General features: G+C 59.1%; 12 protein-coding genes, 1 tRNA gene and 3 pseudogenes. 7 read left to right on the forward strand and 9 right to left on the reverse strand.

Annotation, left to right across the window (positions count from 1 at the left end):
* Window positions 1-13: 13 nt before the first annotated feature.
* Window positions 14-718, forward strand: a complete 705-nt coding sequence (locus tag P9217_RS04420; protein WP_278086552.1) for a helix-turn-helix domain-containing protein — start codon at window positions 14-16, stop codon at window positions 716-718.
* 147 nt (window positions 719-865) lie between these two features.
* Here the strand turns inward: P9217_RS04420 and P9217_RS04425 are convergent, their stop codons facing one another.
* A complete protein-coding gene (locus tag P9217_RS04425) occupies window positions 866-1,378 on the reverse strand; it encodes a hypothetical protein (protein WP_278086551.1) in 513 nt (170 codons plus the stop codon).
* Between the two features lie 263 nt (window positions 1,379-1,641).
* Between P9217_RS04425 and P9217_RS04430 the strand changes: the two genes are divergently transcribed.
* From P9217_RS04430 to P9217_RS04440, 3 genes are all read left to right on the forward strand, one after another.
* Entirely contained in the window at window positions 1,642-2,322 is a 681-nt protein-coding gene (locus P9217_RS04430) for a DUF4145 domain-containing protein (RefSeq protein ID WP_278086550.1), read from the forward strand.
* Window positions 2,323-2,536: 214 nt separating this feature from the next.
* A complete protein-coding gene (locus P9217_RS04435) occupies window positions 2,537-4,075 on the forward strand; it encodes a hypothetical protein (RefSeq protein WP_278086549.1) in 1,539 nt (512 codons plus the stop codon).
* A 27-nt stretch (window positions 4,076-4,102) separates the two neighbouring features.
* Entirely contained in the window at window positions 4,103-5,644 is a 1,542-nt protein-coding gene (locus P9217_RS04440; RefSeq protein ID WP_278086548.1) for a hypothetical protein, read from the forward strand.
* Window positions 5,645-5,670: 26 nt separating this feature from the next.
* Here the strand turns inward: P9217_RS04440 and P9217_RS04445 are convergent.
* From P9217_RS04445 to P9217_RS04465, 5 genes and pseudogenes are all read right to left on the reverse strand, one after another.
* A tRNA-Thr gene (locus P9217_RS04445) sits at window positions 5,671-5,746 on the reverse strand.
* Between the two features lie 277 nt (window positions 5,747-6,023).
* Window positions 6,024-6,446: pseudogene (locus P9217_RS04450) on the reverse strand (thermonuclease family protein); the annotation flags it as partial.
* A 300-nt stretch (window positions 6,447-6,746) separates the two neighbouring features.
* A complete protein-coding gene (locus P9217_RS04455; protein WP_278086547.1) occupies window positions 6,747-7,604 on the reverse strand; it encodes a plasmid partitioning protein RepB C-terminal domain-containing protein in 858 nt (285 codons plus the stop codon).
* The gene (locus tag P9217_RS04460; protein WP_278086546.1) at window positions 7,601-8,824 is read right to left on the reverse strand and encodes a recombinase family protein; all 1,224 of its coding nucleotides are present in this window, start codon (window positions 8,822-8,824) and stop codon (window positions 7,601-7,603) included. The genes P9217_RS04455 and P9217_RS04460 overlap by 4 nt, the downstream gene beginning before the upstream one ends.
* 85 nt (window positions 8,825-8,909) lie before the next feature.
* Window positions 8,910-9,149: pseudogene (locus P9217_RS04465) on the reverse strand (recombinase family protein); the annotation flags it as partial.
* 65 nt (window positions 9,150-9,214) lie between these two features.
* On the opposite strand from P9217_RS04465, the pseudogene P9217_RS04470 reads away from it, so the two are divergent.
* From P9217_RS04470 to P9217_RS04480, 3 genes and pseudogenes are all read left to right on the forward strand, one after another.
* Window positions 9,215-9,469, forward strand: a pseudogene (locus P9217_RS04470) (type II toxin-antitoxin system HicB family antitoxin); the annotation flags it as partial.
* Between the two features lie 182 nt (window positions 9,470-9,651).
* Window positions 9,652-9,969, forward strand: a complete 318-nt coding sequence (locus P9217_RS04475; protein WP_127246343.1) for a YMGG-like glycine zipper-containing protein — start codon at window positions 9,652-9,654, stop codon at window positions 9,967-9,969.
* A 114-nt stretch (window positions 9,970-10,083) separates the two neighbouring features.
* Window positions 10,084-10,701 carry a methyltransferase domain-containing protein gene (locus tag P9217_RS04480; RefSeq protein WP_278086545.1) on the forward strand — a complete coding sequence of 206 codons (618 nt, stop codon included), beginning with the start codon at window positions 10,084-10,086 and terminating at the stop codon, window positions 10,699-10,701.
* 130 nt (window positions 10,702-10,831) lie between these two features.
* Here P9217_RS04480 and P9217_RS04485 read toward each other — a convergent pair whose 3' ends face one another.
* The 3 genes from P9217_RS04485 to P9217_RS04495 form a co-directional block, all read right to left on the reverse strand.
* Entirely contained in the window at window positions 10,832-14,197 is a 3,366-nt protein-coding gene (locus tag P9217_RS04485; protein WP_278086544.1) for an adenylate/guanylate cyclase domain-containing protein, read from the reverse strand.
* Window positions 14,198-14,499: 302 nt separating this feature from the next.
* Window positions 14,500-14,751: a hypothetical protein gene (locus tag P9217_RS04490; RefSeq protein ID WP_278086543.1), complete on the reverse strand. Its 252-nt coding sequence runs from the start codon at window positions 14,749-14,751 to the stop codon at window positions 14,500-14,502.
* 138 nt (window positions 14,752-14,889) lie between these two features.
* A complete protein-coding gene (locus P9217_RS04495) occupies window positions 14,890-15,270 on the reverse strand; it encodes a hypothetical protein (protein WP_278086542.1) in 381 nt (126 codons plus the stop codon).
* Window positions 15,271-15,327 lie beyond the last annotated feature (57 nt).

Raw genomic sequence — 15,327 nt, forward strand, 5'->3', positions numbered from 1 at the left:
ACTATGCTGCGCCATGATCGCGACGATACGCATCGACTCGACGACACTCGGCCAGCGCCTGCGCCAGGCGCGGGAGGCTGCCCGCCTGACGCAGAACGACGTCGCTGACCATTTTGGCATCAAGCGCGTCTCGGTCACGCAATGGGAGGCGGATACCACCCGCCCCTCGATGGAGCGCCTGCCCGAGCTCGCCGCGCTGCTCAAGACCGATGTCGCCTGGCTGCTCGACGCCTCAGGCGCCGCACCTGTGCCGATTGTGCGCGAGCCGAAGCCGAAAGCGTCGCGCACGCCGATCATCCCCGGCGACGAGCTGGTCGGCGGCCGCGACCTGCCGATCTATGCTGCGGCCATGGGCGGCGAAGGCCATATGATCGTCACCTTCGAGGCGATCGACTGGGTGAAGCGGCCGGCGGTGCTGCAGAATGTGCGCGGGGGCTACGGCATCCTGGTGCGCGGCGAATCCATGATCCCCGCCTATTGGCCCGGCGACACGGCGCTGGTGAACCCGCATTTGCAGCCAGCACGCGATTCGGACGCCGTGTTCTTCCACACGCCGCCCAAGGAGCGCGGCGACGAGGAGGCCATCATCAAGCGCCTGCTCGGCATGAACGACCGCGAATGGACGCTGGAGCAGTATCGGCCGGCGAAGACGTTTACGGAGAGCCGCGTGGACTGGCCGATTTGCCATCGGGTGGTGGGGAAATACAACGCGCGGTGAACGGAGGCGAGTTGCTGCCTGAGCACCAAATACCCGAACTGACGCCAACTTGACCAGTTGAGCTAGAAATAGAAATAAATACAGCGAGTTACCAGATTTTGTGAAGCAAAAAAGGCGGCTGGGGGAAACGCAGGGGTATGAATTTACCTACTGCTCGACATTGATGCTGTTCGCCAATTTCCCGGTGATCACCTTGAAAACAAGGCCACGGGGAACGGAATGATATAATTCGAGCTTTAGGCCGGCATTGTTTTCGAAAGTTTTGATGTCGTCCGGATAGGCATAGCATTGGGTCAACTTGAGCCAAAGGTAGAGTTCCAATGTTTTCGCTCCGCCAGCAGCGCCCTCCAAAGCCTTTGAAATCTCCTTGCAGTTGTTCGTGGTGTAAGACAACTCTTGGAGGGCGTAGACAGGGGTCGATAGGGCACGCGACAGGCGAGTGCCGTCAGAGGTGGAAAGCTCTTGCTGGAGCCACTGCGACTCTGCCGGTGACGGTCGAGGAACGATTGCGTCGATTGCCTGCCAGTAAGCGAAAGAGGCTGCCGCGATGCGTTTGCGGGCAAAGGCATCCAACGGCTTTGAGGGATCGCTCACGTCAAGGGCAGCGAAAAGTTCCTTGGCGATAGGATTGTTCAAGTCTGATGCCTTGGAAACGGTCATCGCGCCCTATCAGCGCTCCAGCTACAGAAATGCGAATTGCCATCTCATGAAGTATCCCCCGACACTAAATGCGATTGTGCGTCATCTGCCATTTGTTGTCCAATCGGGTCGATCGCAGCTGGGCTACTTCGCACTTGGACTCTCGTTGACGACAAGAGCCCAAGCGAAAGGCAATGCCTAGATCGACCGCTTACAATACAATACTTTGTGCGCGAATCTCGCCGTGAGTGCGCGAATGTAAGTCGTCGTTGGGGGATGCGGTCTTGTATCTGAAAACCACCGGGCATTTTACGATGGCTGATCCGCCGGCGATCAACGTCCGGTGTCCGGCCTGCCGGCACGTTGGGAGTTTTTCCCACGTCGGCGTGAACGATGTAACCAGCGCCGTAGTCGAAAAGCAGGCTAATGGACGGTTCACGCCGATTGGCACGAAGACGTTTGGAATCCGGGTTTGCCCAAACACTGAATGCAATTCTGTGCTGTTTTTTGCCCGGCAAACGCCGGGTGGAGCGGCAGTGACATTCCCAGCCGAAGTGATCGATTTTGACGCTAGCAATTTGCCGCCGAGTATTCTGGCATCGCTTGAAGAGGCTGTGAAATGCCATTCGTCCGGCTGTTATCGGGCTTCGGCGCTCATGATACGCCGCACGCTTGAGGAATTGTGCGAGGACAAAAAGGCGTTTGGCGCAAACCTAAAGGCCAGGATAGCTGCGTTGAACGCGGTAGCGATAATTCCGACCGAATTGCTGAATGCAGCGGATGAATTGCGGATTCTGGGGAATGACGCCGCCCACATTGAAGCGAAGGACTATGACAAGATTGGAGAGGAAGAGGCAGAGCTTGCAATTGAACTGGCAAAAGAGCTTCTGAAGGCCGTTTATCAGTACACTTCGCTCCTGACGCGCCTTACGGCTTTGAAGAAAGACAAGTCCGCGCTTCCCTGAAATCTTGCAGCGATGCGCGGCGCAGTTTACTCGCCGCGCATGTGCTCGGCACGTCCCATTGCGTCGCCAGCCACTCTAATAAGGTCGAGAGCAGCAAACATTCAAACAGACGCTGCCTCAGTTGAACCGTAGAGAAATTACAATAAATTCAGAGGCTACGACGGTCGATCAGCCCAGCCCGCGCCGGATGGGGTACTCTCGGGGGTAGATTTCAGTGTCTAGAAGGCCGCGCGTAGATAAAGCCAGCGAGTACGCGTTTGCCACCATTTGTGCGAATGCCGGCGTGCATCCGCAACAGGTCAGCGAGGACGAGACAGGTTGGGATTATCTCGTTGAATTTCCTCCCGACCCGGATTTCACACCCGCGGACGCGCAGCCAGCGGCCCTTTCAGCATATTCCCAAATCAAATCGACGACTGGCCGCATCGTCCGCACGTCGATCACGTTGTCAAATGCTCGTCGAATGGCGCAACAAAGCCATCCTTGGTTCGTGGTGCTTTTCCACAGGCTGCCATCCGGCGAGACTCGAATCTATGCGAAGCACTTTTGGATTGACCTGATCACCGAGAGTTTGAGGGCGGTACGAAAGGCCGATCTGGCCGGCGAGAAACTTCACAAAAAAACGCTGACAATTTCATTCGATGAAAACGACGATCACACAGACGACTTGATGCCATGGATGGAGAAGACGATTGCAGAAGTCGGCGACTATCGCGGACAGAAAACCAGCGCTTACAAGTCCGTTGGGTACGAAGGTGGCCAAGCCTCCGTCAAATTCAGCTTCCAATCCGAAAATGCAGACGCAGTTGCCAAGGCCTTCTTGGGCATTGGCAGTGTGCAAATACAAGATTTCGAGATGGTTCCGCATCGGTTTGGTCTGCCAGACCCACGGGGTCAGCTATTGGCCGGCACCGCCACCATCACGGCCTCGCCGTCGACATGGTACAGTTGCCGAATCAAGGTGAGGGCTAAGAACGAAGACAGCCAAATCGTGATGCCGGGCAAGGCGGCGTTTACGTCGTTTCCTAGAGGTTATGCACGTTTTACGTCTGAGTATGTGGATCTAGTTTGGTCCACCAGCGATAACGGCGTTACATTCAATAGCAAGATTTCCATCGACCAACGCCGAAGCTTGATCGCATTGTTGACGCATGTCAGGCTGTTGTCGCTTTTCACAACGACCGATACTGACATTCAGATATGGGTAGGAGGCAGGCGTGTCTACGGAGGCCGAGCCCGAAAGGCTGCGGATGGTCGCTGGCATCAGCTGCATGCCCTGCTGACGTTCCTTAGTTCGCTTTCCGAGGATGATCTAGAGTTATCGATCGCGGACGTCGTGGCGGCGGCGGCGGAACTGGCGCGCCTCCGAGAAATCGTAGCAGTCAAAGGGGTTACCTGTAGTCTCGAGTTTACGGACGTTGAAAGAGTGCCCGCTGGTGCGGAACGGTTGCTATATGCTGCTCAAGTGGCTGTTGGTACCGTCACCTTCTTTGCAATCGTTGAGAGACGGGTGATCAGCGAGGACGCGACGGGGCTGCAAAGGAGATTTGAACTCGGCGATCCACGCATCGTTGAGAGCTATGCCGGGACGGGCGAGGGGCTAGATCAACAAATGCAGGCTGACTTCGAACGAGAGATCAACCAAAGCCACCTCACATTGGGCGTCGCTGATATCAGACCCGCGCTGGAAGGGCGCGAAATCCGTATCTACGGCTCGCCCGGGTTCGATCGATCAAACGAAACTGCCAGTTAGACGTTCGATGCTTGAGGGTCGGTCACTATGGCTTCAGATCACAAGAATGTCCCAGCAAATCGGCTCACCCGTGACAATATTGGCGAACACGCTGAGGCACTGAAAATACTGGTAACCGAGGATGTCTTTGCTCAACTCACCCGTGGGTTCAAAGAGCTATCATCCGCCAAAACTCTCCCGCAGTATTTCGAGCGCCTTGCTCGCGCTCATCCCTTCGCAGTGGCTTGGTCCGAACTGCAGGAATCTGTCGAGGCAGCTTCCATTCAGCTGTCCGAAGCACCCTTCTTTTTGCTCGATATGCGCTTCTCCCTTATGTCGGCAGCGGCCGATCCGGAGTTTCCCAAGCTTCTCAATCGGCTCAAAGGCGACGACGAATTTTTTTCAGCCGCTTTTGAGGCCTTTGTATTCCATATGTACGCTCACGAATTCAAATTGCCCATTGCTTTCGTGTCGCCGGGTAACGGCAAGCAGCCGGATCTGGTTTCGGATTTTGGCGACGAGGGAAAGGTATATCTTGAATGTAAGAGCCTTTTGGACGACGTGCGCCTAGAGGAGAGGACTTGGAATAGGATTAGAGAGGCGGTTACAAGGAGACTTGAGGCAGGTAAAAGAAGTATAGAAATTGCGATTGTGGCAAGACGGTCGATAGAGCCGAGAGACGCTGCCGAAATAGTCAGTGAAGCGTTCCGAACGATTGACGATCCTGAAAACGAAATTCGCGTCGATGGGAAGGATTACGTTGTGAGCAAGCGGCTGCTAATGGACGACGGAAAGGTTATGCAGCTTCCAATCAATTTCAGTGCTGACGCCGACTATAGCATGGTTTTTGGCTACGAAAGTAGGGAGGCTGACGCTACAAAGATATGGATGATCAAGACGAAAGCTTTTTCAAAATTTAATCAAGTGACTCGGATGAGGGAGTTATTTCGAGCGGCCAAAAAACAGCTTCCTAAGGATCATCCAGGCATAGTTCATTTCCAAATTCCTTACAGGAATACCCGCCAATTCCAAAAGTCGCTCGATGACTGTAGAGATACTCTTATTAATGATCTCAATAGGCGAAAGCATATCTGCGCGATAGTGATCACCGGTCGTTTTCTAGACCATTACAGAGAAAACGGCAGCGATCCCATAACGACATTCCACTCAGTAATACCTAATTACGCTGCCGAGTTGAAATTACCGGATGCCTTTTTAATTCTTGGCAGTCATAAAATGACAACCGTGGGAGGGAACGTAGTCGATCCCTTCGAATTGCCACCAACCGGAGTAATATGCATAAACTTCGAAATAACTAAAGATATGTCGCAGCAGGCGGGCCGTTATATCATCCAGTACTGCTCTGGTGACGGTCGCCGTCAATTGAATCTGTGGCAAGATTTTTTCGATCGATCTAGGTTGGAGGTTTGGCATGAAGAGAGCGGCCATCATGTACTCGATTTCGACATGACCGGTATCGAGCAGGGTAAGCTTCATAAGGCTGCAATTCGGTGGAACGGCACGGGATTGGCGATCGCACTCAACGGAATGCTTCTGGCAAGCTCCGGCGCAGATGCAGTCACATCCTAGTGGGGACAGCCGGTCGTGGGTTAGGCTGGTGCCGCCTGAGGGACTCGAACCCCCGACCAATAGTTAACAAAACTACTGCTCTACCAGCTGAGCTAAGGCGGCACATTCGCTTCGACCGCCGCCACCCCGCCGCAACGGCTTCAGCTTCCGAGCAGAACCACCTCTCCCCTTTGGCCGGATTGATGACGGTGACTATGTAGTATTTCTGCCCGGGCAAGTGATAGATCCGCTCGCCTTCGGCCGAGATGTTGCCTTTGATTGTGCAGCCGGCGTTGCAGCTGCCGAGCGCGAAAGTTGGTGTCGACGGCGCTTGCACATCATCGCTGTGCTGCGCTCGCCAATCCCAGGGCAGTTGGAAATTGCCCACCCACAGGCCGAGCCTTGCCGCCTGCGCTTTGGCCTGTTGCGCTGCAAAGGCGCCATTGCTGTATTTCGGCCAGTCGAGCGCTTGCCCGTACTCGACCATCCAGGCGGCGATATCAGCCCCGTCGGCTCGTGTGCAGTTGCCGACAAAGCGCCCGTAGCGGTCCCAGGTCACGAATGCGGATTGCACCGGCCTTGAGGCTGCCAGGAATTTGTCCAGCGCTTCGGCGGAGCGGCGGCCGCAGGGATATTCGAAGCCCTTCACATCGTCGCAATATTGGCGGCTCTCCGGCGCGTCGATGCCGTTGAAGCGCACATGCTGGCCGTGGATCTCGATTGTGTCACCGTCGATGACCGAGGCGACGCCGGCGATTGATGCCGGCCTCGGCTTGATGATGTTCTGCAGGCTGATTTCCGGAAGCGATCCGCTGTTGTGCATGACGAACTGCGTGAGCAAGGCAGAAAACGCAGCCACCGTCACGAGCACAAGACGAAGCGGCACGCTTGCCCATCGCCTGGCGCGCGAGCGTTTCGCGCCTGCGCGCCGCCCTCGCCACCGGTCAGAGCGATTGTTATATCGAGCCTTGTCCAAGCCCTCTCTCCCCAAGAGAAAGATGCGGCCAGACAATCAGTTAAGCAAGAGCCCCGGATTGCTTCCTGGGATCTGGCGCAGGGCACACGGCTCAGTGCAGCGCCAGCCCGTGATCAAGACAACGAGTTCGACGGCAAGAGGGAGAGCTCAAATCCACGCGCTTCGTTCAGCGATCGGTGCACGTTTCTGAAACCCACTTTCGCGAAAGTCGAGCAATTCCTGATACACCTCAAGGTGCCCGGCAAAATTGCGCGCCATAAACCGCACTAGCGCGGGGTTGTTCAGCAATTTGTCAATATAACCGGTAACGGCGATCAGGTTGAGCACTGTTGCGCCATGGGTGCTGGCGGCGCTCAGATATTCATGGCTGACCTTGGCCAGGTCAGTTTGCATGTCAGCCAATTGCGTCGGGGAGATGCCCTCATATTGCTTTCCGGGCGCAAAGGGATCGGTGAGCTGCGATCGTGGTGTGAGCGCGATCAACACTCTCGCCACTCGAAATTGCACCCGGTCCAACGCTAGCATGAGACGCACGATTTCAACCTGCCGGCTCGGCACGACCTCTCGCAACAAGGGGAAAATCTTCAAGGGGGCGCCGAAATCGTTCAGGAGGTCGAGAGCCTCGAGACAGACACCGCCGACAAGCTGCGGCTCGGCTGTGAAGCACGACGGGCCGTGCTGTTCTTCAGAACGGATATCGGGTCCGGTTGGCGAAACTTGCGTCAAGATCCAAGGCAGCGTTGCGAGATCATGCGCCTGCAGCAAGGCGGGGAACACCGCGTTGGCCAGGATCTGACCGGTGGCATAGACGACGACTTCCAGTTGATGCCGCGCTGCGACGGCTTCTCTGATGAAATCCTGCATCAGATCGAATTGGCGTTTATAGGTCCGCAAGAATGCCGGGCCACGCAATGGATTCTGCGGCGGCTGCAAATTGCTCGTAAGACGGGTGGCATGCCGGTTGTTTTCGACGAAGCGACGAAGCTCGGCCTTGGTTACTGTCACGGGATCGCCGAAATCGATTCTCGTCTCGCCATCTCCACGACAGGATCGAGCGAAGCGAAGAGGAAGGCATCAAGGCGCACGCCGTTGTTTGCGTTGAGCATGCGAAGGGCGGATTGCGCTTCATGCGCGGGCGCAATGAGGAAGTCACGAACAGTTTGATGATCGGGCTCCATTCTGATCAAAATCGTCACATCTGGCCCAACGAGACCGCGGTTCCAAAAAATCCAGCGTGGATAGCCGGTGACGATAATCCGATAGCGCGCGATCCATATCGCGATGGAGAATTCGTCATTGACGCGCAAAAGCTTTGTTTTGGGATCGTACAGTGCCGAACCACCGACCTTGTCAATGTTCGACATCAATTCCTCGACGACTTGCTGCCGGATCTGTTTGAGCCGGTTGCTGACATCGAGTTTCCGATAATTCGCCGAGGCGTCGTATCCGATCAACTGGTAGGCGGCCTTCATGCTTCCAAATCGGTGCGCGTAAATGGAGGCTGAATGACAGAAGGGGGCGGCGTCGATGATTGGGCTCGACAGCTTCCCCCGCTCTTTTAAGAGCTTGGTCAGATCGGCAAGCAGCTCCTCATCGGGCCTGAGGTAAGCGCGCGCGCGCCTGATAGCTTGCGCACGATCGAAAAGCGCCCGAGTCACGAGCGGCTCGATGACATTGTCGGCGCGAACAAATGCGCTTGGCGGATTTCTTACCCGGTCGTGTAGAAGCCTATGGGATATTCGATTCCAGACATTGTTGCCGATGTACTTCTCGCTCGTCAGTATCGTGCCCACGCATGCTTTGGTCCATGGTCGGCCGCGTTCAGTAACAAGGCCGCGAGCGTTTAATGCAGTCGCAATTTCGGCTTCCGTTTTTCCCTTCGTCACGAATTGATTGAACATCCATCGTACGGTGGAGACCTCCTCTTTCGGCCCCGGCACTAGAATGACGCGATCGCTTGCCAGCCCTTTTCGCTCATCGCGACCAAGCATTGCCTTGGGATTTCCGGAGCCATCAACAAGAAGGCGCCTGAAGCCATAGCCGGCGGGGCCACCGCCGCTGAAACCCAGTTTGACGATGCGGCTTTGACCGGCGAAGACCCTGTTCGACAGCATGCGGCTGTACTCCGCGGCCATGCTGCGTTTGATCGCCTTCAGGACGTCGGACCCGATGCTCCCATCGTTGACGAATAGCTCGGCGCAGAACTCGATCCGCACTCCGGCCATAGGTGGCGCTTTCATCGGTATTCTGGAAGCGCCCCCAACGGCTCACATCGTAGACAACGACGGTTTCGAAATCGGCTCGCCGGCTTTCCACATCTTCCAACAGCCGCCGCAAGCCTGGGCGCCCCACGAGGCTGAGGCCACTTCGCCCGGGATCCTCATAGGTCGCAACAATGTCATAACCCATGACGCTCGCATAATTGCGGATCGCATCTCTCTGGTTGTCGATCGAGTAGATCTGCCTGTCTGTGGACATGCGCAGATACTGGGCCGCACGGGTCCTCGGCCTCCTTGGAGGGGGCCTGTCAGTGGCCGGAAACTTGTCCATCGCTTGCACCGTCGTGCGGGTGTTTCTAAGCTAGGGGCCGGCCCGCCGCGCGGCAAGAGGAAGGAATGCGCCAGTACATCGGGTTGATCCACAAAGAAGACGCCAGCGATTACGGAGTGTCCTTTCCTGACTTCCCCGGCGTCGTTGCCGCCGGCGCAAGCCTCGGCGAAGCGCGCGACTTGGCCGAACAGGCTCTCGCCTTTCATGTTGGGGGTCTGATTGATGATGGCGAGGCCATCCCAGAACCTAGCTCTCTTGAACAGATCATGGCTGACGCCGACAATCAGGAGCTCGCGACCATCATTGTTCCATTGAGGACCCGCTGAAGGGTTACTGCCGAGAGGGTCGCCTTTGCCGTTTGGCAACCATGGCCTTCAACCACCGGGAAACCCTGACTCATTTCGTGAGCAGGCTCCGCCGCCGTTCCGCCGCAATGCGAGCCCACTTCGGCCAGGTACGCCCCTGTTTTAGTTGGTCTTTGGGGCTTGAAGGAGTTCTGGAGATGATGATCAAGAAGGTTTTTGTGGCGGTGCTGATGACCGCGGCACTTGCCGGATGCGAGACCCAGACCGAGGGCCAGCAGCGCGCCACCACCGGCGCGCTGATCGGCGGCGCCGGCGGCGCACTGGTCGGCCAGGCGATTGGCGGCAACACCAAGTCGACGGTGATCGGCGCGGCGAGCGGAGCGCTGCTCGGCGCCGTCGTCGGCAGCGCCACGACCCCGCAGCGCCGCGGCGAGCAGCTCTGCCGCTATCGGGACCGCTACGGCCAGATCTACACCGCGCCTTGCGACGATCGCTATTACAACGGCGACTATTGATCCTTTGAGTGACTGGGAGACGGCGTTTTCTGCGCCGGCTCCCCTCTTCCGTCATCCTTTTGTACGCTTCTCGCTGTAAAACCGCCGCTGCGGCGGGCTAAGGAGGAGGTCGAAATGACGACGACCCTTGCCGGCGAGCTGAAGGACCGTGGCAAGCGCGCGGTGAAACGGCTGATCGGCTATGATTCCCGCAACTGGCTGCGCATTCGCCAGATCGAGGCTTTTACCGCCTTCCTCGAAGCGGCCAATCGCAAATCCCGCGACGTCATCGAAATCTCACCCGGCTGGAACCGCTACTGGCGCGCGATGTGCCCGAACTACCGCTCGGTTGATTTCCCCGAGTTCGACATCTGCCGCGACCGCACTGACGAGCAATTTTCCATTGTCATTGCCGACCAGGTGCTCGAGCACGTTCAGCGGCCGCTCGCCGCCGCCGCCAACATCCATGCAATGACCAAACAAGGCGGTTGGGCAATGGTCGCCACGCCTTTCCTGTTCCGGGTGCACGCTCGCCCGCACGACTACAACCGCTGGACGCCGGCGGGATTGAAGCAGGTCATGGTCGAGGGCGGCTTTGCGGAAAATGACGTGCAGGTCTTCGGCTGGGGCAACAAGGCCTGCGCGAGGGCGCACATCGGCGGGCCGGTGCGGGCCTACGGCCTGTGGCGGGATCTCAGCAATGACGAGGAGTACCCGGTCATGGTGTGGGCATTCGCGAAAAAGCGCTGTTAAGCCGATTTTGGGCCGGAAGGGGAAGAACCGCTGATGGGATGATTGAACTGAAAAGCTGGCCTTCGCGCCCAGCACATTGGCGGCTGTTTTGCGCCAAGGACCGGACATTGCATGGCTGGCATGTGGGTCATCATGCCCCGAGCTTGTCGAGCAAGGTCTTGGCCTCTTTCAGATCGGGCGTGTCGAAGCCCTCGGTGAACCAGCCGTAGGTCGGCGCGAGCAGGTCGTGGGCCTCGGCGCGCTTGCCCTGTTCGGCCAAAAGGCGCGCAAGCGATGTGGCGGCGCGGAGCTCCCAGGATTTGGCACCTTGCTCACGAGACCGTTCGATCGCTTGGCGGAACGAGATTTCAGCCTCGTTCCAACCTCTTGGTTCCGCGGCAGCGCATATGGCACCGCGGAGCCGCAGCAATTCGGCATCGCACCACCGCTCGCGGGTCCGGTTCACCTGGTCGAGAGCACAATCGATCAGGCGCACGCCGTCCGACGCGCGATCGACACTCCCGAGCACCTCGCCGAGGAATCCCATCGTGTAGGCCTGCGTCACTTGCGTTCCGACGGCCTGCATCCGCACCAGCCCATCCTCAATTTGCGCGATCGCTCGCTCCTTCTGGCCCTGCTTCGCCAAGAGCCATCCCTTTTGCTGGGCGGCCATGGCAATCCAGAACGGATACGCCTGCTCGGTCGCGAAGGTGAGCGCACGGTCGTTCCGCTCCTCGGCTTCGGCCACCTCGCGTCGGAATATTCGTAACCACGCTGCCCATACCAGCACGTAAGCGCGGCTGAAGGGGTGCGCCAATCGCTCGGCCAAGACAAGGGCGTCTTCCATCCGGGTCAGCGCCTGGTCGGGGTAGCCGAGGTGCCAAAGCACCGCTGACCCACGACATAGGCAAATCGGTCCGGGATCCTGGCCGTATAGGGCGAGATGAGCTCGATGTCGCTGTGGGCGATAGGCTTCGGAGGCCAGCTCCAGATGTTTGCGTGCGTCCCTGAAGTCGCCGCGCCAAGAAGAGCTGACCCCCCGAGCATAATGGGCTTCGACCACCCACACGGGATCGTTACTCTGCAGAGCAAGGTCGAGAAGCCGTCCGCTCAGGTCGTGCGCCGACGTGAGTTGGGCGCCCGTGGCCGAGTAGATGGCCAGGCCGAGCAGAACCGGGAAGACAGCCGCATCTTCTGGCATCAGCTCGCAAAGGCGGCGCGCGCGGGAATAGACCCGCTCGACCTCGGCATTTGCGTAGCCATTCTTGGCGGTGAGCACGCGGCCCAGCACCGTTAGCGCTGCGAGCTCGCGCCGCTGGCGCTCCGGGCCCGCAGGCAGCGTTTCGATCAAGTTCAGCGCTTTCCGCAGATGGTTTTGGGCCTCATCGTTGGCCGAACGGTCGTTGGCGCTCTCTCCCGCGCGCTGCCAATAGCTGATGGCCTGAATCGAGAGGCCTGCAGCCGTATAGTGCTGAGCCACGATCTCGGGCTCGTGCTCGACGACGTCGCCGAAATGCTGCTCGAGCGCGTGGGCGATCCGGGTGTGCAGCTGCTGGCGGCGACTGCGCAGCAAGGTGGCATAGGCGGCATCCCCCACCAATGCGTGCTTGAAGATGCAGGTCGCGTGCGGCGGCCGACCGCGCGCGATCACGAGCTCGGCGCCGATCAGTTGGTCGAGGGCGTCCTGGAGTTCCCGTTCCTCGCGCTGCGCCACCGCCGCCAGCAGTTCGTAAGAGAATTCGCGGCCGATGGCGGCGCCAATCTGCGCGACCTCCCGCGCTGGCGTCATCAGCCGATCGAGCCGCGCCACCAGAGAATCCTGCAGGGTTGCAGGGATCGCCAACGGTGGCAGCGGGCCCGAGAGTGCGTAACGGTCGCCTTCATCGGTCAGCGCGTCAGATTCAATGACGGCCTTGGTCACCTCCTCGAGGAACAGGGGCACGCCGTCTGTCTTGGCCACCATCTGCTCGAGCAATCCGCCCGGCAGCGCCTTGCCCCCGGTCAACCGCTCCACCAGGGTTGCGCCCTGCCGGCGGCTCAGGCGGTTCAGCGCGAGCGAGGTGACCCGCGGGTGGCCGGTCCACCGCGGCTCGAACTCAGGGCGGAAACTAAAGATCGCCAGTACTGCAAGGCGCGGGATCTGCGGGACCAATCGGTCGAGAAGCTCCAGCGATGTTGGATCAATCCAGTGGATATCCTCGAAAACCATCAGCACGGGCTGACGGGCCGCCAAGCCAATTAGCTGCCCGGCCAGAGCCTCGAGGGTCAGTTCCTTCCGACGCTGAGGGCTGAGGTTCAGGGGTGCATAGCGGCTGCCTGCCGGGAGCGAGAGAAGGGCCGACAACAAAGGGGCGACGTCCCGGACCTTGTCTGTGGACCGCGCCAAGAGGCGCTCCAGCTTGTCGAGTTTTGCGCTCGGTGAATCGTCCGGATGGAAGCCAGCCGCGCGGGTGAGTTGGACAATCGACGGGCGAAGGGCGCTATTTGCGTGGAACGGCGAGCACTGGCAGCGTATGCGGATGTGCGGCCGGTCCCCCAGCCGCCCGCGGAGCGCCTGAACCAGATGCGATTTGCCGATGCCGGGCTCGCCGGAGAGCAGGACCACCTGGCCCTCGCCGGACGCGGCCTTGCTCCAGAGCTCCGCGAGCAAAGCAAGCTCGTCGTCACGCCCGACCGTGGGCGCTAGGCCGCTCGTCGCGCGCGCTTCGAATCGGGTCTCGGCGGCACTCTCGCGAAGCACGCACCACGCGCGGATCGGGGCGTCGAACCCTTTCAGGTCGTGCAGGCCGAGGTCGGCGAACTCGAACAGTCCGCCGAGCAGTCGGCGCGTCGCGAGCGGGATCACGATCTGGCCGGGCGCCGCCAAAGCTTGCAGCCGCGCCGCCAGGTTCGGCGATTCTCCGACCACCGCTTCCTCTTGCGCCACTCCTTCGCCGATGAGGTCGCCCACCACCACCAGCCCGGTTGCGATGCCGACGCGTATCGCCAGCGCCCCTGGTGCCGGGGTCGCGAGCCTTGCGATCTCATCAACGACCGCCAGCCCCGCCCGCACGGCTCGCTCCGCGTCGTCCTCATGCGCCTTCGGATAGCCAAAATACACCAGCACACCGTCGCCCATGTATTTAGCCACAAACCCGCCGAAGCCACGCACGGCCTCGGCAACGCAGTTCTGATAGGCCGCAATCACCTCACGCAAATCCTCGGGATCCATTTGCGCGGAGAGCGCTGTCGAGCCGACAAGGTCCGAGAACATCACGGTGACCTGGCGGCGTTCAGCGGTGTCCTTCGCGGCGTTGTCGGCCGCAAGAGGCGCATCGGACAGCAGCGTGCTTGCTTCAGCGCGCAAGGCTGCGATGGCGTCGAGCAGCTTACGACGATGTCCGACAAGTCCGACACCCAGATCCTTCAAGTCCTCGGCCGTCAACCTCGGCAGGACCGTGTCGTCGATTTTATTCTCGCGGAAGGAGGCCTCATACTGTTCGAGGCCAAGCCTCCGCAGCCAACCTCCGACGTCCATGGCTGCGCCCCTGGCTTGCCAACCCACGCATGATCCACCAAGGGGGACAGCCTGTCTAGAACCGGGTTCCGAATGACCCGTTTGGGTCAAATCCAGACGCCATGCCGCCTGAGCCGAACGCCTGCTTTCGGGAAACGACGAGGAGCCATCGGCGGCGGACATGCGGCGCTTTCCAGATAAGCAGTGTTGGGCCAGAAGGTCAGCTTGCGGCCGCCGAGGAGGGAGAGAGCGGGCTTCAGCTCCGCCAGCTTGCCTAAGCATTAGAAAACACCGTCGCATTTCGCAGCGGTGTTTGCTGACGTTCAACAGGCTACTGGTATTTCAGCCTCAAGCGCTGGAACGATCCCGTTGGCGTAGAGGATGATGGCATCTTCGAACTCGCCGCTCGAAGGATCACCCGTACGGCTGAATGCCACGACGCCGGCCGAACATTCCGCCAGTTTCTCTGCCAGTCGCAAAGCATGCTCGATGTCCTGTACTTCCAGCGCCGCTCCAGCGGCGATCGCTCCCTTGGGCGTGAAATTGAATCTCTGAACTACAAAATACGTCAGCAACGCCGCCTCCTTAGCCGCGTCAATCTGACTCAGCCTTCGGAACAAAACAAGTACAAACCCGACGGGCCGGTGCGACAAATCCACAGCCCAAGGCTGCAAACAAACCTACCCGGCCTTGACAAGGTAGGTAGGTAATACCTACTCTTGGAAATTACCAATTGGAGCCGGGCGGTGAAATCGATCTCTGAAGCGCAGCAGTCCCGCGATCCTTCCGCTCGGCCCGTAGAGCATCAGCACTGCCGCGCAGGCGAGGTCTTCGCTTTTGCCCTCCCAAGCCCGGACGGTTTCTTTGACCTTGCTCCGAATGACCGCGGCAACCGTCGGGTCGTCGAGCTTGACGTCCTCGGCGGCCAGCATCAGCGCCATGGCGCCTTCGTTGATTTCCAGTTTCGGACAGATCTTGGTGCCGGCGATTGCCTGCCCGACATGGGACATAATCGCCATTTGCCCATCGCTGTAGGCAAAGGCTGGACCGGGCATGACGAACAGCGAGACGACAGCTCGCACCGACTTTCTCATCCGATCCCCCCTGCCCGTAGCGCACGGTTTGAACGCTATCACAAGGATGAAGCCGTC

Origin of the sequence: Mesorhizobium sp. WSM4989, assembly GCF_029625795.1 — a bacterium.
Lineage (GTDB): Bacteria > Pseudomonadota > Alphaproteobacteria > Rhizobiales > Rhizobiaceae > Mesorhizobium.